General features: G+C 49.8%; 21 protein-coding genes and 1 pseudogene. 5 read left to right on the top strand and 17 right to left on the bottom strand.

What is annotated here, in order from left to right; translation table 11 throughout:
- Positions 1 to 224: 224 nt before the first annotated feature.
- From FY034_RS17815 to FY034_RS17755, 14 genes are all read right to left on the bottom strand, one after another.
- A complete protein-coding gene (locus FY034_RS17815) occupies positions 225 to 476 on the bottom strand; it encodes a hypothetical protein (RefSeq protein ID WP_265555678.1) in 252 nt (83 codons plus the stop codon).
- A 77-nt stretch (positions 477 to 553) separates the two neighbouring features.
- Entirely contained in the window at positions 554 to 1,111 is a 558-nt protein-coding gene (locus tag FY034_RS17810) for a hypothetical protein (RefSeq protein WP_265555677.1), read from the bottom strand.
- Between the two features lie 138 nt (positions 1,112 to 1,249).
- Entirely contained in the window at positions 1,250 to 1,651 is a 402-nt protein-coding gene (locus tag FY034_RS17805) for a hypothetical protein (protein ID WP_265555676.1), read from the bottom strand.
- A complete protein-coding gene (locus tag FY034_RS17800) occupies positions 1,648 to 2,592 on the bottom strand; it encodes a hypothetical protein (protein ID WP_265555675.1) in 945 nt (314 codons plus the stop codon). Before FY034_RS17800 ends, FY034_RS17805 begins: the two co-directional genes overlap by 4 nt.
- A gap of 23 nt (positions 2,593 to 2,615) precedes the next feature.
- On the bottom strand, positions 2,616 to 4,928 hold the full coding sequence (locus tag FY034_RS17795; RefSeq protein ID WP_265555674.1) for an ATP-binding protein: 2,313 nt from the start codon (positions 4,926 to 4,928) through the stop codon (positions 2,616 to 2,618).
- Positions 4,925 to 5,824: a hypothetical protein gene (locus FY034_RS17790; protein WP_265555673.1), complete on the bottom strand. Its 900-nt coding sequence runs from the start codon at positions 5,822 to 5,824 to the stop codon at positions 4,925 to 4,927. The genes FY034_RS17795 and FY034_RS17790 overlap by 4 nt, the downstream gene beginning before the upstream one ends.
- 3 nt (positions 5,825 to 5,827) lie before the next feature.
- On the bottom strand, positions 5,828 to 6,304 hold the full coding sequence (locus FY034_RS17785; protein WP_265555672.1) for a hypothetical protein: 477 nt from the start codon (positions 6,302 to 6,304) through the stop codon (positions 5,828 to 5,830).
- Between the two features lie 100 nt (positions 6,305 to 6,404).
- Positions 6,405 to 6,797: a DUF4258 domain-containing protein gene (locus FY034_RS19080; RefSeq protein ID WP_416222795.1), complete on the bottom strand. Its 393-nt coding sequence runs from the start codon at positions 6,795 to 6,797 to the stop codon at positions 6,405 to 6,407.
- 185 nt (positions 6,798 to 6,982) lie between these two features.
- The gene (locus FY034_RS17780; protein WP_265555671.1) at positions 6,983 to 9,286 is read right to left on the bottom strand and encodes an AAA family ATPase; all 2,304 of its coding nucleotides are present in this window, start codon (positions 9,284 to 9,286) and stop codon (positions 6,983 to 6,985) included.
- 12 nt (positions 9,287 to 9,298) lie between these two features.
- Entirely contained in the window at positions 9,299 to 9,718 is a 420-nt protein-coding gene (locus FY034_RS17775) for a hypothetical protein (protein ID WP_265555670.1), read from the bottom strand.
- 74 nt (positions 9,719 to 9,792) lie between these two features.
- On the bottom strand, positions 9,793 to 10,011 hold the full coding sequence (locus FY034_RS17770) for a hypothetical protein (protein WP_265555669.1): 219 nt from the start codon (positions 10,009 to 10,011) through the stop codon (positions 9,793 to 9,795).
- Between the two features lie 82 nt (positions 10,012 to 10,093).
- Positions 10,094 to 11,398 carry a phage recombination protein Bet gene (gene bet, locus FY034_RS17765; protein WP_265555667.1) on the bottom strand — a complete coding sequence of 435 codons (1,305 nt, stop codon included), beginning with the start codon at positions 11,396 to 11,398 and terminating at the stop codon, positions 10,094 to 10,096.
- A gap of 154 nt (positions 11,399 to 11,552) precedes the next feature.
- Positions 11,553 to 11,984, bottom strand: coding sequence for a hypothetical protein (locus FY034_RS17760; RefSeq protein WP_265555666.1), 432 nt, complete (start codon positions 11,982 to 11,984; stop codon positions 11,553 to 11,555).
- A gap of 14 nt (positions 11,985 to 11,998) precedes the next feature.
- The gene (locus FY034_RS17755; RefSeq protein ID WP_265555665.1) at positions 11,999 to 12,541 is read right to left on the bottom strand and encodes a DUF6573 family protein; all 543 of its coding nucleotides are present in this window, start codon (positions 12,539 to 12,541) and stop codon (positions 11,999 to 12,001) included.
- A gap of 989 nt (positions 12,542 to 13,530) precedes the next feature.
- On the opposite strand from FY034_RS17755, the gene FY034_RS17750 reads away from it, so the two are divergent.
- Together FY034_RS17750 and FY034_RS17745 are read left to right on the top strand one after the other, a co-directional pair.
- Positions 13,531 to 13,905 (top strand): type II toxin-antitoxin system RelE/ParE family toxin, encoded by a 375-nt coding sequence (locus FY034_RS17750; RefSeq protein ID WP_265555664.1) that lies wholly within the window; start codon positions 13,531 to 13,533, stop codon positions 13,903 to 13,905.
- Positions 13,895 to 14,215: a helix-turn-helix domain-containing protein gene (locus FY034_RS17745; RefSeq protein ID WP_265555663.1), complete on the top strand. Its 321-nt coding sequence runs from the start codon at positions 13,895 to 13,897 to the stop codon at positions 14,213 to 14,215. The genes FY034_RS17750 and FY034_RS17745 overlap by 11 nt, the downstream gene beginning before the upstream one ends.
- A 50-nt stretch (positions 14,216 to 14,265) precedes the next feature.
- Here FY034_RS17745 and FY034_RS17740 read toward each other — a convergent pair whose 3' ends face one another.
- The 3 genes and pseudogenes from FY034_RS17740 to FY034_RS17735 all read right to left on the bottom strand — a co-directional run bounded on the left by FY034_RS17740 (position 14,266) and on the right by FY034_RS17735 (position 16,385).
- Entirely contained in the window at positions 14,266 to 14,808 is a 543-nt protein-coding gene (locus FY034_RS17740; protein WP_265555662.1) for a hypothetical protein, read from the bottom strand.
- 257 nt (positions 14,809 to 15,065) lie between these two features.
- A pseudogene (locus FY034_RS19075) lies at positions 15,066 to 15,347 on the bottom strand (uracil-DNA glycosylase family protein); the annotation flags it as partial.
- Positions 15,348 to 15,470: 123 nt separating this feature from the next.
- Positions 15,471 to 16,385, bottom strand: coding sequence for a LysR family transcriptional regulator (locus FY034_RS17735; RefSeq protein ID WP_265555660.1), 915 nt, complete (start codon positions 16,383 to 16,385; stop codon positions 15,471 to 15,473).
- 119 nt (positions 16,386 to 16,504) lie between these two features.
- On the opposite strand from FY034_RS17735, the gene FY034_RS17730 reads away from it, so the two are divergent.
- The 3 genes from FY034_RS17730 to FY034_RS17720 are packed head-to-tail and all read left to right on the top strand — an operon-like array spanning position 16,505 to position 18,165.
- Positions 16,505 to 17,638: a cysteine desulfurase family protein gene (locus FY034_RS17730; protein ID WP_265555658.1), complete on the top strand. Its 1,134-nt coding sequence runs from the start codon at positions 16,505 to 16,507 to the stop codon at positions 17,636 to 17,638.
- A 15-nt stretch (positions 17,639 to 17,653) separates the two neighbouring features.
- On the top strand, positions 17,654 to 17,905 hold the full coding sequence (locus tag FY034_RS17725) for a GSU3529 family protein (protein WP_265555657.1): 252 nt from the start codon (positions 17,654 to 17,656) through the stop codon (positions 17,903 to 17,905).
- A 2-nt stretch (positions 17,906 to 17,907) separates the two neighbouring features.
- Positions 17,908 to 18,165: a GSU3529 family protein gene (locus FY034_RS17720; RefSeq protein WP_265555656.1), complete on the top strand. Its 258-nt coding sequence runs from the start codon at positions 17,908 to 17,910 to the stop codon at positions 18,163 to 18,165.
- Positions 18,166 to 18,297: the final 132 nt, after the last annotated feature.

Here is an 18,297-nt window from a genome sequence, read left to right as displayed (position 1 = left end):
CGGGTCGCCGTCATTATCCTCGTAAGGGACAAAAAGCCAAGATACAGGGATTCCCTCTGGCCGATCAGGCTCTACTTCGACCGGGCTTGGCGTTGCCACAAACTTGCGCCCCGGTGTTCCATCTCTCATTTCAGTAGTAAAAACCCAAGCCATACAGCCAGTACCGATACAATTTGCCTGTGACCTCACCATTGGACACATCTTCTCGCGGGCTTCTTTTTCTGTTACTTGCATCTTTTCCCCCTCGCCTTGTCGAGAGCCGAGCAATTGCCATTCCATGCCCCGAGGACACCACTGATAAAAGCCGTCCTCTCAGCCTCAGTCGCCGTTGAGCAAAGATTGTGACCGGAGGCATTGACGACTGCTTCAATCGCCTCTGCAAAGGCATACAAATCCTGTGAGGCGGCAATCATCTTCCCATTTGCATCTGCCTCGGGCAGGTCGGACGCACCCAGATCAGCAACCACCTTGAGCATATCCTTCCGACCAACCACCACAGACCTCATGTGATCCACATAGACCCACGTACCTTTTGAACACTCCACAGACATGGCTACTGCACCTTCTTTGGCCAACGCTGCTTAACCAACTCCAACATCCGTGCGCGGCACTCTGGGTAAGACTCTTCTCCGCACGCCTCCTCTTTCCTATCACCGTCCACCTTTACTTCAAAACCTGGCACTCCACCGCTATATTCGCTTGAACCAAAAGGATTTTTGTTGCCGATCATGGTGCCCTGACCAAAACCGCCGCCAACCGTTATGGCAGCAACAGACGCCAGTAGCCCCGCCGGGTTAAAGTTACGCTTAGTAAGATAAGCCTCCTCAATAACCACCGAAAAGTCTTTTGCATCCTTGGTGTAAGAAGCATACTTACGCAACCTCATTGCACCGTAAGCAACCATGCGCTCCATGGGATCCTTCGGCAAACTCGGGTCATCAATCTGAAGGTCCTCACGCTCTCGACAGACATCAACAAAAGGGCTGATCTTTTCACAAACGCCCTTTTCGTTCCCGACATACAAAACTTTGCCGCCATCAGCCCGCGCTGCAGACATACCAACCAATACAAAGATTACAACAATCAGTAAGTGAACGAGTTTTTTATACATACTGCCTCCATTTCGTTCCGCGACCCCTTTGCCGCGGCAGCTATATTTGATGGTTTATATATATCATAATCTTTCTATTTTGTCAACCTGCCACCATAAAAAACAAAGGGGGATTTAAAATCCCCCACCGCTGCTACATTATTGTGCCGAACCAGAAGGTTGTCCAACCGGTGGTGCAGGGCGGCCATCACCCTGGCGAGGCATCGTCCTTTTGTGCAATTCAAAAAGTTTCTTTTGTACTGCTTGGCTTTGTTCTTCTGCTTTTTCAATAACAGACTCTGACGGCTTCTCTTTAGCGAGTTCACGCAACACTACAATTCGTGCTGAATGCATTTCCTCGATAAGCGGGATGGTATCAGCCATACGTTTTTTGCACTCCAACGTCGAACAGTTACGGATCTGATCAGCAGCGCTCAGTGGCCTGAATTGGTGGGGCTTCCCTTGCGACGGAGGCCCTGGGGGTGGGGTTTCTCCAGCAAAACTCCCAACAGGAAGTGTCAGCAACGTAAAAGTTAATCCTAACAGCGCCTTTTTCATCATAATTTTCTCCTTTTCCTTTGTGAATTAGCATCACGCCTCTGAAGGGCATCAAGCAGCTCAACCCTCAAATCCAGCAACTCTTCCTCGTTTTTTCCTTTAATGGCAGCTTGGCCGCTTTTACCTAAACAGCAGCAATACCTGCCAATTTCGTTCTTTAAAGATTCAATCCGCGCCCCACTATGTTGCCCGGTATAATGTTGATCACCAACACGATACTGCCTTCTCTCCGATAAAAGGCACTCTGGGCACCAGGATCCACGTTGAATGTTCTTCCACTTGTTTTCGAAAACGTGGCCATTACGACACTGAACAATCAAAACCGAGTTGTTGTTTTTGTATTCACCATTAACACCAAGCAGTTTGGCGCCACCTTCTGCCAGTCTCTGATCAATCTCATCAAGGGCAAGCTTAGGAGCTCCACCCGGATTCCTTATCATTGGGTGCCCGAGCTCAAGCTCAAGGGCTGCCCGCGCCGCAGCTCTCCGCTCCCTTTGTCTCCTGTTATATTCATCGGGGTCATAGGGCTCTGGCATCCCTTCAAGCAGAAAACGGTCATCAAGCGACTCCTGCATCACTTGAGCGACCTTTTCAATGTCCCTCGAATCACGAGAATCCAATCTTAAAGTGATTCGTTGAATGTGAGTTTTGTCTGCCATACGGGTAAGCTGTGAACAGCTTACCTTGAGAAGTTCCAGATCCGGATTTGCCCCAAAATCTGTTTTAATTGGATAGACAAAAGCCCTGTAGTTCCAAAAAGCAAAAGAGCGCATTCCGTACTGCTGTATGTAAGACATCAACTTGTCAGGAATGTCCTTATAGCGGCCCGCCAACCACCTGAGGTGCTGGAATCTCCGCACAGCAACACTCAAGGGCAAGCCGCAATCATGGAAATTGGTACTGATGCTAACAGCCACCCAGCTACCCAAATCATACTCTTCCATTATATGACTGCCCTTAAGAGCTATCATGCCTGCTTGATCGCCTTGTACCAGTCTTTGCAGTCAAGCGGCTCCCGACCACAGTATTCAGCGAGTACAGGCTCTTTTCCAGCCCATGCACGCAAATATTTCCTGCATAGATCCGAAACATAAAAGCCTTCATTATCAGTTTTGGGATCTCTGGCAGGCACCAAGCTTTTAGAATCACCTCCGTTTAGATAGAGATAAGCACCAAGTAAATTGGCGAGGTCAACCACCTCATCCTGTGATGCCTCAAACATCTGGCAAAAGTCCCTTTCCCACACACAGTTTCGATACAAGTTTCTCAGTGTGTAAGAACGCAAACCGTCCTCACTCTCATTTCGCCCACCATAAAATTCAATGGCAAGACGCTCTTTAACCAGCAACTGGCGTCCCCCACCCCATCTGTTTTCATTACCCTCGATTACCATGAACGGGCCGGCGCAACTCATGTAAAAACAAAGATCCTTGCCTCCAACTTTCATCTTATAGAAACAAAGCCTTTCCGGATCATCCACCAACGGCGAGGCCATCTTGAATAGCTTAAGCTCCTTCTTCGTGTCCCGAAGGTTGTACTTCAAATTAGTAAAGACATCCCTTGCAGCACCGCCAAATTGGGCATAGGACTCCGGTATCTCCACTTTCGCTTCAAACAAGGCAGACGCATAATACGATGCGATGGTTGTTGCCACGCTATAGAGATCCCTGACACAGGTGCCTTTCATCTTTACATGCAAAATTGCCCTATGGAAATCTTCATGGAAGAGCTCGTCATGGTAATGACGCTGGTTGTCCTGGCATTCGTGAAGGTACTCATGCACAAGCAGCTGCACGACATACAGGAACCGGTCTGGACTCTTGTGAACTGCCTTCAAGTGCCTGCGGTTGATGCAGATGTACGAAATGCCGTCCGTCCATGCCTCTGAATCGGATTCGCCTGCGTAAATTTTTCTAGGCTTGACCCATGTTTCGATATCCGCATCCTTCAAAATACGACAGATGTACTGATTCCCGCGCCTCAGAGCGTTTAGCGCCATTCTTTCGCGTGGCTTGAGCATCTTGTCATCGACAAGTGAAAAACCGTTGCCAAAGGAAGGCGCATATTCTCTTACATCCTCGATCCAGGCCAAAGATTCGGCGGCCTGAAGATCGTCTTCCAAAATTTTGCCAGTCCTGCCCTTTGATTCAGACTTCTTCTGAGCGTTTTGGATAGAGCTCATCAGAATCAAATGCAGACCGTATAAATCTTCGCAATCAAAACGCTCAAGTGTTTTAAGGGTTAACACACGCGCCATTTTCGAAGCATGCACCTGGTCGCTCAAGGAAGAGGCGTCATTTGACATAACCGTGATTGCTTTGCTTCTGAATAAAGTGGCAAAAGAAAAATTTACCCCGGCCACATCTGTCAGAATTGGACAATCCCTGACCTGGAGGTATTCAAATTCTCCCGACAAAAAACGATCAACTATCGCCTCCTGTTCGCCGGCCGACAGGTACTTTTTGCCGAGTAATTTGTTAACTCCAACGTCTTTGAGATGTTTTTCTATCCGGTGCCAAACCTTGCACTCATTCATCATGATCTGGTTTCTGGCGAAGTTTACGGTCAACGGTTGCTTAGAAACCACAGTGCCGGCAAGGCCCAAAGCACCTAAATCGAAGTTAAAACAAAAAACACCTTGGTTATAGGTTGAGAGGTGGCCGAATCTTGACGAATCGATATCAATGTAGGCGTCGTCCGTCTCGTACATCCATGGCTTCTCCGATGGCTTTGTGTTGACTTTTGTCCCGTTGACAAAAAGATCGGTTTCAACATACTCAACCATATGGTTAAGCTCACGTAGCTCTGACTTGAGAACGTAAGACTCTAATGGAGCATACAATTCGCCAGTTACAACACATCCTTCGACAAACGGCTCATTTTCATGGAAATCAAACTGGAGGCCTTTGTTTTTTGTATCCACCACCATCCGGTAGGTGCCTGACCGCCAGGTAACCTTGCCCCAAACAAAACACTGGCCACGGCCGATCCGGAACCTCCCGAAAGTCTTCTCCTTGGACTGCGGCGTGCCGAACTCAGCAAAACAGGTCATGATCTCTTCACGGCTCTCGAAACCCTTGCCGTTATCTGCGACAACGAACGTTTGAGCGTCCAGCGTCACTTCTACTTTTGACGCCCCCGCGTCAATGCTGTTCATAACTAGCTCGGCCATCGCCTTGTGAAGCGTTCCCGACTGTTTCGATATAATCGAATCCAGAATAGCCGGGTGGACAGTAAAATTAACGGTGGCAAGAGATGAATCCTGGGTGGCTATGCTCACACAGCCCCCCCGCTTGCATCCCGTTTGTAGCCAGGGCATTCACCGACGATTTCCCTGTGGCCGAATCCGAGCAACTGCTCCATCTTCCTATTGACCTCCGCAAGTGCCGCTGCTACCCCGCCCCGCGCGTTAAGCAGTTCACGCGCCGACATTACGTCCTTAATAGGCATATCCCGCGCCATTCTTCTCTCGAGAGCCCTGCACAACTGATCAGAGTTGGCAAGCAGTGCTGCAATCAGTTTTGTCCCGTCTGCCTCTGCCAGCAGCACGACAGATTGCTCACGTTGGGCAAGTTCGATCTTTTTTTCTGTTTTCCCCGTTAAAAGCCTGTTTTCTGTTTTCTGGTAACTGTCTTTTGCCGTCGCACAGATTGCTCTCAGGCGATTGCGTTGCCTCATGTGTTTTTCAACCATTCCCACCATGCTGCGGATATACTCATCGGCGTGACCTCCACAGAGCCATACAAGAAGATTATCGAATTGTTTAACGTGTCCGCTCTTGCCGGGCGCAAAACGCCTTAAAGCATTGCTATACTTCTTCATTGCATCGCACACCCAATGCCACTCCTCCCGCGACCAATCTCGGGGAGTGCCACCAGACACCGTTTTCTTCACACTATCCAAAGCACTATTTCTCTCGTTCAACTCCGCTTGTTGCTGTGGGATATCCGCGACTTCAAGCAATTCCTGGGCACCTTTCACACTTGATTCAATCACATCAATAAGCACCAGTCGCATTTCGTCGCCCAGGCTGGCAATCTGTTCCAAACCGACAGGCGACGGTTTTTTAAGCCAAGCCTCCGTCTGACTCAACAAAGTTTTGTTATCAGTCTTTGACGGCTTCTGCCGCTTCCCACGCCCTTCAGAATTGCCTGCTGCTGATCTACTAGCACTCATGCGCTACCCTCCTGCTGTAGTCTTAGTCATCTGCAGAATTTTTACCCGCTCCGCCTGCAGATCTACCTCTTTACCCGTGCCATACACCACCTCATCAACGCCTTCCACAAAAGGCCTGGCGTACCGATTACCACCGCTTTTGTGTGATCTGAAGCAGGCATCATGGCGACAAACACATTGGGTTATCACCCTCGTCGCCCTGCCATCGGCCGGTACTCTCAAAAAACGGAACTGAACAGCAAGTTTATCCGTTTTACCGCACACCGGGCACGGGGGTAGATATGAAAGCGGGCGCCCAGACATATCTTTGTCGTCCTGGTCGTCCTCAATCTTTTGCCGCTGCTCCAGAGCCATCACACCAACGGCATCAGAGAGTTTGTTCAGAACAGTAAGTTTCTGTTTATCGTTGAGCGCTGAAAGCTCTTCCTTAAGCGCCGAGACCACTCTTTGGGCCTTAACGGTGAGTGCTTCTACTGACATTCGAGCTCCCTTCTGTTTATGGAATCCAAAGTTTTTTCGAACATTGGGTTACTTACACAAACACCACCGAGGAAGCCGAGACTTTGGGCGGGACTGGGTGCTAACTTTTGCCGTACCGCTTTCTCGGCGAAAACCTGTTTCGAGGGCACTGCCCAGACTGATACCTGCGCTCAGTAAAAACCTTATTGCGATACACCGTGATGACCACAGCGGCATTTGGAGAGCACACCACATGAATACCCTCACAATCAGCAAGAGACCGGTCCTGTGCTATTTCTTTGGAGCCTACAAAAAAGACAGTGGCGTGGCGATGGTGGACCTCACGACCACCATCGATAACACGCCTGATCTGTTCCTCCGATATTGCTCGACCGGAAACTTTTTCGCGAGCATGGTAGGTGAAAGGGATATCCGTTAACTCAACGGTATCCCAATCATCTATTCGCCTCCCCGCCTTGTGCAGAGATTTGTACGCCTCTTCGTGCCGCCTCACAGATCAAGCTGCTCCCTGCCCCATCTTTGTCTTAGTGTTGTTATCATCATGACCCCATTGGCTGGCCAACTTGCATAAAAGTTCATCTGATTTGCGCTTTGCCGCTTTCTCCTCTTCTGTCTTCCTTCTGAATAACGAACGCACTCCTTGTAGTAATTTTACGACCATCTTTCTGACATCCCTTTCTATGATTTGGGCTTATCCATAAGGACAAGCCTGCTTAAAACAGTAGTCCGAGCTGTTTCCGACAAGGACCTGATACAGCGCTCAAACATAAACTTCTGGCCGACAACCAAGCACTTCTGCCGAGCCCTGGTTATTGCCGTGTAAAGCCATGGGGCTGTCAGCATCATTGTATGAACAGACGAAATCGGAAGGATCACTAGCCTAAATTCACTTCCTTGCACGCGATGGGTGGTGAGGGCATAGGCTAACGACAAAATGCCGCCCATGAGCATCAATGCGTCATATCGGGCGATAAAACCCTCGGGGTAAGCAACCCAAATTTCCCGATTCTGTATATCAATGGCCAAAACCATCCCCAAAGAACCGTTAAAAACTCGCCGCGTATTCGGTTCTTGTTGTCCATCAAGCCCTTTTGCAAGATCGTCTACCGTCCATCCGGGTAGGACCTCAATGTCTTTATTTTGGTTATGGATAACCTTGTCCCCTACCTGGAATAGTGTGCCTCCGATCAACAGAGTCTCTTCCTTTGGTACATCGGGGTTCAAAATGCGCTGCGCCAGATCATTGAGAGCCGCAGTGCCCAAGGGGCCTTTTTTTATAGGGGACAGAATTTGTAGATCACCAATCGGGTCGCGCAAGAAGGGTGCAACCGCCCGGAGCTTTGCCGAAACGTAGTCCAGAATTTCAGCCGTGTTCTTATCGCGTAACGGCTGTTTTTCTTCGTCTGGGAGGGAAAAATACTTACTGGGAAGATTTTTTTCTACAAAACCGAAATCATGATAATCGCTTCGATCACGATACCCCTCAGGAACAATTCCGTTACGAATATCGCTTGCAAACATAGCCAGAACCGAGTTTTCAGACTGACGGTATATTTTTGTCAATCTCGCCGCGGGGATAAGCTCACTGTCCAACATATTTCGGAACACATCTCCACTGCCAATTGGGGGAAGCTGCCCAGGATCGCCAGCAAAGATCAGACAAGCATCTCGATCAACAGCCTCCAAAACCCTGAGCATCAGAGGTGAATTAATCATAGAGCTTTCGTCCACCACAACAACCTGATAACCAAGCTGCTTGTCTGCGCCGAATTCAAATTCCGTGCCCTTCCAACCGAGCGCCGAATGGATTGTTTGCGCGTTAAATCCGCTGAGTTTGCGTATCCTGTCTGCAGCTATACCGGAAAGAGCCATACAACAAACGTCGTCAGCGTTGAAACGCTCCAGAAGTAGGTTGATCAATGCTTTTGAAAGTGTACTTTTACCAGATCCGGCCAGACCCGCTATACCTATGGTCCTGTGCCCTGCGGCCACCATCCGGATAGCTTCTGCCTGTTCTGGCGAGAAAACTATCCTCATCTCTTGCTGGGCTTTTGCGATATACGCCTCAGTTTTTTCTGGCGACAAAATCCTGAAAGGGGGCATGCTGGCTCTTTTTTTCAGGATGGTGTAAATCTTCTTTTCAATAAAGTTGTACTTAGCCAAAGCAACGCTCTCATCGTACCTGACCACGTCACCGCGGGCCTCAAGCTGAGCAAGCACATCAGCGACCTCACCGGTCATTACCCGTCCATGCTCACAGTCCAACTCCTTTACAGCTACAGAGACCGCCGTCTCTGCGGTAACGAGCGTAGTCCCCTGGTCCTCGGCCAAAGTTTCAAGCACATACTGCAAAGCCGCTCCAATCCTCAATGGATCGTGCGGCTTAACACCAAGATGCAGCGCCACTTCATCTGCACGTCGGAAACCTATTCCGCGCACCTCGCACAGACGGTAGACATTAGACCGGATTACATCGACTGAGGGATCACCAAAATGATTGTACACACGCATAACCAGATTCGCGGTTATGCCATACGGAGCAAGCAGATCCGACAACAACTTCACATGCCGATACTTTGACCAGGACTGAGCAATCTTCTCAAGACGCGCTTCCCCTACCCCTTTGATTTTGAGCAATTCAGCATGCCGGCGCCTATCCTCCATAATAGCAGTCAACTCATCATCGCTGTAAACTGCGACCAACTCCTGAGCCACCTTTTCGCCCACCTTAACCACCCTGGACAAAAAGAAAAACATTTCCGATCCGTCTGGCGCCAACGATGCAATTTTGAAAGATACGCCATATCGGGGATGCTGTTCCCATTCCCCCTCAAGAGTACAGATCACACCGGTAATTGCCTCGACATCAAACAGAAGTGTGCCGTTCGCCCTAAACCTGTCCCCACTGCCTTTCTCGCAATTAAGGACAGCCCAGCTGTCGTCGTACATACGCACACTACAAATCTTGGCCTTAAGCTGCACCCCGCTGTACTCCTATGCTCTTCCAGGCATAATGAGTGCCTTTAGAGCCGCAAACATATCTTTAAACGCCATCCTGATGCCGTTCAGGCTCCCTGCGTAAACCTTTGAGCGATGCCACTCACCACTGTCATCCTGCCAATCGTACATTTGGTCACTATGCAACCTCACACGAAACGGCGTATTGATACCGCACTTTGGGCAAACACCAACCAGGTCAAGATCCAAAACACGTGGCACCACGTTGGATACAATCCCTCGCACGTCCCGTGGGTACATCTTGGCGTCACAGACATTGCAGGCAAAATCGAGCTTCTCTACCTTAAAGCCCGAATCCTTGAACACAAACGGGAAATGCCCCTCCACCGTTGGCATTTCAAGCAACTTGATCTGCCGAGGGGTCGCTTCTTTACATGCGCTTAGCGGGGCTCCCATACAGCACCCCCTGGAAGAGAAATCCCTTCTGACTTTATGCTTCCGTTAAACATCGAAAATCCCATGTAAACCTCCTAGTAGCCATCAACCCGCCGCATGGCAGACACATCGCCATCCGGTCCAATCAAGCGGAATTCGGTGTACTCCTCCGGGTTTTCAAACCTTGTACACCAGACCTGCAGCTTCAACGCTTTTTGCACCTGCTCAGGCGTAAACCCTGCGCCAGATGGTGGTTCAACCAAGGCTACCGCAGCCATCGCGTCGGCACCAACGTACTCTTCCTTGAGAAACATAATGCCTCCTTATTATCTATATGTCCGCACCCTGTGGCATTAGCCATAAAAAAGGGGAGCGGCGAGCCCCCCTTCCCCGGACCTACTTCTCCTGGAACACCCAAGATCGGCCCTGTTTTGCGAAACCCATACCCTTTAAAAGAGCAATAGATGTCTTATCATCAAGGGCCGGGGTAGCGTGCACCAACTTAGCTTCCTCATCGGTCTGCACAGGAATATTGCGAAGCGCCAGCGCAGCGAGAACCTGCGACATCGTCATCCGCTCCTTACCAGCCTCTTCCTTTTCTTTGGCGGCAGCCTTCTCGTTGGCCACACGCTTCCGCTCCAGAAGAGTCACTGCCTCGCCGAACCTATTTGCAGGCAGCTCATACATAGTGGTAATCCCGAGGTGGGTCAGAAAACCAACCTCGTCAGCGCCAACATCCTTAACCATTTCCAGCAACTGCTGGCACTGTGAGTGGGAAATTACAGGAACAGACGTTGGAGCAGACATAGAGTCAAAAAGACCCAGCTCCTGAACCGGCTCACCTGCAGGCGAAGCTACTCCCACAGAGGCTTGAGCCACCTGCCCCCCCACCACTGATTCGCCAACCACAACTGTTTCGGCTACCGAATCACTTACCACCCCACCACCCTCAATCACCGCATCGATTACCTGCTCAGCGCCTTCATGCACCACTGCCCCCGTCTGCTGCTGAGAAAAATCAGCGGGAGCCTTCTGAAAAGGGCGTGCATCCTCACGAGGCGCGGAAACAGAATCCTTATCAAGCACCAGGTTTCCATCCTCAGTAACTACACCTACACCCAGCTCCTCAGGAGAATAAACACCGTGGATATTAAACGCCTTGCGCAGCGCCTGAGACTCCGCGACCTTCTTGAGCATGGTGTCAGGCTTTGACGCCCAAAACTGGGTTGGCTTGCCGTCGGCGTTTGTCTGCACATACTCATGGTACGCAACCTCAACCTCAAACGGGCGATTGAAGTCCTTGCGATAAGCACGCCCTGTCGCAACGAGCGTCTTAACCATAGTCCACTCACCGTTAACCAACTTCGGGACCTCCTTGACACAGGTCGTGGCATCAACACCATCGAATGCATGGTTTTTATGAGCAATCACCAGATAGCCATCACGTCCAACCATTGGCTCAATCTTCTCCACCCAGCGCTCGGTGTTATTTTCCTTAATCTTTTGGCGCCGAGGCACAAACATAATCTCTTTAACCAACGGATTAAGCCCCAGATTAGCCGCCACAGAGAAACAGTAGTCTCGCTCTGCGGCAGACACACCAGCCGGGAAAAACTGACGGTCAATCACTTCAATCTGTTCAGGAGTAAATGCCTGAGTTACGATTGCAGGCAACGTTTGTACACCTTGGTTGTTTGCCATATAGATACCCTCCATTTGAGTTTCAGCCGCTTGGCTGTTTCGTCTTTGTGATGGTTTATATATATCACTATTCCGCAAGCCAAGTCAAACTTTTTTACTTATCGATGCCCGCGATTATGGTCAGAGCGCTATGCGGATATTTAGCAGCGGAACCCTAAATGAAGCACCATTGCCAGTTCCAGGGTTTTTCGTCTAACAATCTTGCCGCCACGGCATTGGCCGTCTCATCATCCTCCCAGACGACCATCCCTCGCGGATATCCTTGGGCAAACCAGAAGTAAAGCTTCGCTGACCGCCCGCCGCAATAAACATTATGGATCCCCTCCGTGATTTTCCCAGGAGGGACGTTACAGTAGACAATGCGGCAGTTGTCCTGCACAACCTCTTTAAGAGCCTGCCACAACCCGCCAGAGAACCAAACACCGTAGCACTCATGGTAGTCGCCCATTGACAACAGATCATCCTTGCAGAGCTCCCGGTCATCCATACGGTCGAGATACACTCTGAAGTCCCGCTGCTCAGACTTCGCACGCCTTTGAAGCGCAGCAAGCTGGTCCACATCTTTTTTTACCGCCACTCTCAACATTTAACAGACCTTTCTTAGTCCTCGTGTGGCAACATGATGGTTATACAACGAGCAAGGTTGTCATCCGGCCCAACCATCATCTTCAGCGTACGGGAGACTCGTACAGGCACAGGCAGAATAACATCAAACACAACCACCGCAGCCTCCGGGCTTTTTTTTGCCGCCAAAGACGCCATCCAAAGCAGATCCCAGACGACACCCTTTAGGGACTCACGGTCGGCGCCAGCTCCAGCAACTAGGTTCCAAACAGACTCGGTACACGCAACCGGGCAAGCAAACAGTTTTGCCTCTTCAGGATATTCAGTTGAGAGGTCGAGCAAAACACCATCCGCAATTGCCGTCCTGCGACCATACACCACCATATAACCGCACGAATCAGCCTGCTCCACTGAAACGACGACACCGTCGGGGATCGGCATAAACATAGATTCAGGTGGCACGTCGTCCGAATCATAGACCGTCGCCTCATCCCTGCCCGTCCAGCCAAATTCATTAGACCAGAAGCTTTTCTTGCCAAATGAGTCAGTTTCCTGCTGACTGTAAATAAGATACTTCATGGCCACCTCACGTTTTTAATACTTACTTGCCGAGAATACTGTTTGACCCACTCAGGAAGAGCTGGTTGTGCAGCGTACGCTGCGCAGAAGGGACAGTGGCAAAGCTGATGATGGTTGTACCACACTGTGCCTTCCTGATCTCCAGCCCTGAAAACTGATCCACAGAACACGCATTTACGATGCAAATCGCCGGCAAAGTACACATCTAAAAAATCTGCGTTCCCCATGTTGGCCTCCGCTGCTTATCATGGTTTATATATATCACCAATGAGCGCTGAGTGTCAATCAAACAAAAAAGCAATTAGATTGCAAAAACAGCTGCGTATTCCGGTTGAATACGGTTACGATTCCGGCAGGAAAGCGGCCACCGTTCCGTTTGGAATCCGGTCGGCATTCCGATTCGGTTCCGGCCACTGTTCCGGCAAATTCGGCCAGTATTTTTTGAGAATGTAGCTACGGGGTAACTCACACGGGTATCCTGTCTTCCTTGATTCATTCCAAGGAGGGCGAGATGCCATGAGAAAGAGTTGCCATGCGTAAGATATGAGAGATACTTCGCCTTGTCTGGTCATGCGGACAAAGTCGACGTGATGTTGCCAGATCATGCGGTGTCGGCAAGAGTACCGTAGATGACATGATCAACCGTGCCATGGTCACCGGTTTATTGTAAAATCACCCAGCTTGTTGTTCACCGCGTCCATTGCCTGTGTCATTTTTGCTTTTCGCTGTTCTTTAGGAAACAACGGCAATTGTTGGTTGTGATGCTGCCGGTTGGAAAGGCTTATTCCCAGCCCCTTGAAAGGAGAGGTTACATGCAGCACCGCAGCGCTTCGATCGCTTCTCGGCTCAGGACCGTGTTGCGGATTTGGTTGAACAAAACCCTCGCCTCGATCTCACGTTCAGACACACGGGAAAAATTACGGGTGAGGCAAATTAGAAAAGTTGATTTATGGGACTTGGTCCTATAATGTTATTTTCAAGGAGTGGTTATGCGGGTTTTTAAGACCAAATGGTTTGCTCGTTTTACAAGGAGTGAGGATATTGAAGACGAATGTCTGATCACGGCCGCCAGGAATGCCGAAAGCGGCCTGATTGATGCCGTATTGGGCGGCGGACTTATAAAACAACGCATTCCACGAAGAGGGGCGGGGAAAAGTGGGGGCTATCGGTCAATCATAGCCTGCTGTATCGGTGACCGGTATTTTTTCGTGTATTGCTTCGGGAAAAACGACAAGGACAATCTGACAGCCAAAGAGACTGAGGAGTACAAAAAGTTTGCTGGAAAGATCCTGGCGTTAACAGATTCTGATATATCCAAAGCCATTCAAGAAGGGGCTTTGACGGAGGTTGAGTATGAAAAATAAAACCTACAAAAGTAAAGCACTGGCCGCCTTGCACGAGACCACGAGTGATTTACACGCCATTGGCCTGGTAGACTCAAAAACCATGCGGGAGTTTGACGAATCTTGTCTTACTCCTATCGAAAGCCTCGCCCCTGCGGAGATCATAGAAACAAGGACACAGTCAGGAGTAAGCCAAGCTGTTTTTGCCCATTACCTGAATGTGTCCGTAGATACCATCAGCAAATGGGAGCAAGGCAAAAAGCATCCAAGCGGCCCAGCTCTAAAACTGCTCAACCTGGTGAAGCAGAAAGGCCTTGCGGCTGTAGCATGAGATTGATAATTTCACCGCGAAGCATAGTAGGATAAGCATCGCCAGAGGGATCAGAGTAGTAATTTTTGCTGCATTTTTTCGTACGCTGCTTCCTTGACTACCTTCTGATGCTCCTGCGACAGACGCAAATAACGGCGATACGCTTCATCTTGGTCGGCTTTGGCCTTAGCCTCAGCCAACTCCATTTTTTCAGCCTCTGCTCGTTTGGCGGCCTCCTGCTGTTCTCGACGCTCGCCCTCCTGCTGTTCTTTTATTCTCTCTTTTGCCCCCCAGTCTCCTTTTACCGCATTTCTCAGCCAACCGCAGTTATCTGCTTTGCCTTCGCCAAGCTTTCGGCCAAACAAAAGAAGAGCATCAAGCTTTGGCTGATCCTCAGAGTCTTCCTCCCTGCAGACCTGCCTGGCATCCTTCTGGTGTTCAGCAGGCAGTGTCTGTATCGCCGCCTCGATCTCAGTGGAGAGGGGTTGGTATTTTGTGGCAGGAGCCGCAGGCAAAGAAGCAGCAGCAGGGGCTGTTCGGTCTGCTGCTGCCTCATGGCTAGCCTCCTGTGTAACATCATGGTACTGTTCGTGCGATTTCGCACGATCCATCATGCTGTATTGCACGATGGATGATGCCGTTTGGCACATTGGCTAGTTTCAGTGACTTGTGGTTTTACAGGACCCACAAAAGTAGCTTTTTTGTGAATAATTGTGAGTCGATCATGATCGACGGCATACCATTTTGTTCTGTCCCACGTAGATTGGTTCATGTCTTGCCTGCTGATCACAACTCCAATATTCTCAAGGCGCAACGCCATATAGCGCTCGCTCGGGATGCAATAAAATTCTGTCCAATGTATTTTTTCTTGTTACCGCACCACCTTCCCTATGGCAGCCTGAAATGCCTGGCGGATCTGGTCTTTCGCCCACGGTGTCCTATTGGTGCATAAAGGGGATGAATGATAACAGACATGCACTGGTACAGCATGACCGCCGATCGACACAGGTATCCCGCCCTCCCCTGCCCTTTCAATAAGCTGGACCATTGATTCCTTAGTTTCCAGCAGAGACTGTGCTGATGTTAATCCTACAGAGACGATCGCTCGTGGCATTATCTCTGCTATTTCCTTTTCGAGGTGTACCCGGCAGGATGCTTTTTCTTTGGGGCTGTCCTAGATAACTAAAATCATCTAGGATAGCATATCTGCATATTCCAACGAATTTGAGCAGTTGGCCCGATTTAGACATGACCGCTGTTATTACAACCTGACCGGCTAAGGCAAAGGAAATGACCCCGCTGCCTGCGTGATCATGTAATACTCATCCAGTTCCCGGATAAGAAAATCTACAAAGGCGCGGTTTGCCCTCGAAAGATACGAATTTTTCTTCCACGCGATGTGGAGATCCATAAAAAGTTGCGGATCAGATGAGATGGCGACTACTTCGGCATCCCGTGCTACTACCATCTTGAGGAAAAAAGCCAGCCCCAACCTCTCCTTGACCAGACTTCGGATCAAGGTGAACAAGTTAGATTCTGCCACCACCACAGGTGTGATCCCTTCCCCGGCATGTAGTTCATCAATCAACTCGCGCAGATGATACCCTTCCTTGTAGTGAATCAGAGGTTCTTTGAGCAGTTCGCGTAGCGCAACCTTTTTACGTCCGGCAAAGGGGTGTCCGGGGTAGACGCACGCAACGATTTCTTCTCGTAAAAGGTGGTGAGAGTCTAAACCCTCTGGCACTTCTCCGGCGATAACTCCGACATCCAATTCACCAGATTCGATTTTTCGCTGGATGTTCCAGGCGCTGTCACCGGAAATGGAAATCCTGAGGCCAGAATGACTATGTTTGAATGATGCGATTATCTTCGGAAAGAAAAAACTGCTTAACATCGGGGTGAGACCGACGCGCACCTCCCCCTTGAGCAGACCCCGCAAATCGGCAATCTCCTGTTTTGCGTTGTTGACCCCCTGCAGAATACTTTGTGCATGAAGTAACAGCGCTTCACCTTCGGCAGTTAGAGATATTTTCCTGTCCCGCCGATTAAACAAAAGCACATCCAACTCTTCCTCCAGTTTTTTGATGGCTATACTGAGGGCCGGTTGGGCTATATGCAGTTTCTCTGCTGCCCTGGTAAAACTCTCGCACTCCGCCACACCCAGAAAGAATTTCAGCTGTCGCACATCCATGGATTTGGTACCCCCTCAGGTGTATTCGATATTTTTATAATAATCATAAAAACAATATATTTTCCTTATATACATGCCCTGCGTATACTTGGCAATAAATTCAGGTGAGAGAGGGATATATGGCTATCTATCTGGACTGCAACGCTACAACGCCGGTAGATCCGTCAGTAGCATCAGTGGTGATGCGATTTCTGGAAAAAGATTTCGGCAATGCTGCGAGCCCCATCCATGACTACGGTGTGTTTGCTCTGGCAGCTGTGGAACATGCACGGGGGCAGGTTGCCGAGGTAGTCAAAGCGCGCCGCGATGAAGTGATCTTTACCAGCGGTGCTACGGAGAGTAACAACCTTGCGATACTCGGACTCGCCGAGGAGGGAATACGGAGCGGTCGCCGTCATCTGATTACCACAGCAATAGAGCATAAGGCGGTGCTAGAGCCGTATGATGAGATGGTACGCTTGGGTTTTGATGTACAGATTCTGCCGGTAGGAGCCGATGGCCGTTTCGATCCGCAATTATTGGCGGATGCGCTTCGTCCGGACACGCTTCTGGTTTCAACCATGCACGTAAACAACGAGACCGGAGTACTGCAACCGCTGACGGAGGTTGCGGATATTGTATCGAACCATGACACCTGGTGGCATGTTGATGCCGCCCAGGGGTTCGGTAAGGAATTGGAGCAGCTCCGGCACCCACGAATAAACCTCATCTCCATAAGCGGTCACAAGATATATGGCCCCAAAGGCATCGGTGCTCTCATTGCCCGCAAGCATGACCGTCAGTTCCCACCGCTGCGCTCGCTCATGTTCGGTGGTGGACAGGAACAGGGACTTCGTCCTGGCACTCTGCCGGTTCCCCAGATTGCCGGTCTCGGGGAGGCGGCAAAGCTGGCAGCACGTAACAACTGCGAGCGAACAGAGAAATGCCGTGAATTTCGCGAACAGGCTGTGGCAGCGTTCTCGGCGCTTGGTGCGCAGCAGAACGGCGCAGAAGAATATACGTTGCCGCATGTGCTCAATATATCACTGCCGGGAATCAATTCGGATCAGGCAATCAAGGCGCTGAAGAATGTTATAGCCGTATCCAGCACTTCGGCATGCACCTCACATACTCACACGCCAAGCCATGTACTTGCAGCAATGGGGTTATCGCCTGAAAAAGTGGAGCAATCAATCCGCTTGTCGTGGTGTCACATGACCCCGGATGTTGACTGGTCTGAAGTGGAGAATATTCTCCGTGCTTTGCGCGGATAAGAAAGGTGGTTTGAAATGAGCAACATATTCAGAGAACTGGAAGAAGTTACAGTAGAGCAGTATGACCACTATGATCTGCCGAAATGGCTAGCCGATCCAGTCCTTGTAGTGGCGAGAAGCCCTGAGCTTTATCAGGGGAAGGAGTATCTAGTCGAAATTCTAGTCGCCCAGGTTCGGGAGTATGACATCTATGCCGAAGCAGGCTGTTGTAAATGGGCCTATGATCATGAAGATATCAAGCGGACACTGCGCTGGCTGGAGGAATAGAGATGACAATATTTGAAAAACTGCAATCTGTTACTGAAACAGCACAAAATGAACAGGATCTGCCGAATTATCTGGCGGAACGTATATTTCGACTCATTGAAAACCAGGACAGATTCAATGCCAGAAACTCTGAAATGGAAGATCTGGTGGACAAAGTGACAAACTACGATACCTACGGCCAGACTGGGTATCTTGGCATGGGAATCAATAGTGTCATTCTGGAAAAGGCTTTGAATCGTCTGGAGACTATTTGTGATTAATGATGTCGGTCGCGAAACATCTAATGATTAATAATTTCGTCATAGCGGTCATTGCAGCGGTATGTGGTCATCAGGTCGGAATAGTGGTCACGCTTCGCAAGGCATGCCGGTCAAGTTTACACGTGAAATGCA

It is taken from the genome of Trichlorobacter lovleyi (genome assembly GCF_015239775.1).
GTDB classification, from domain to species: domain Bacteria; phylum Desulfobacterota; class Desulfuromonadia; order Geobacterales; family Pseudopelobacteraceae; genus Trichlorobacter; species Trichlorobacter lovleyi_B.
Note: the sequence above shows the minus strand (reverse complement) of the source record. Positions and strands in the feature narration are given on the sequence as shown.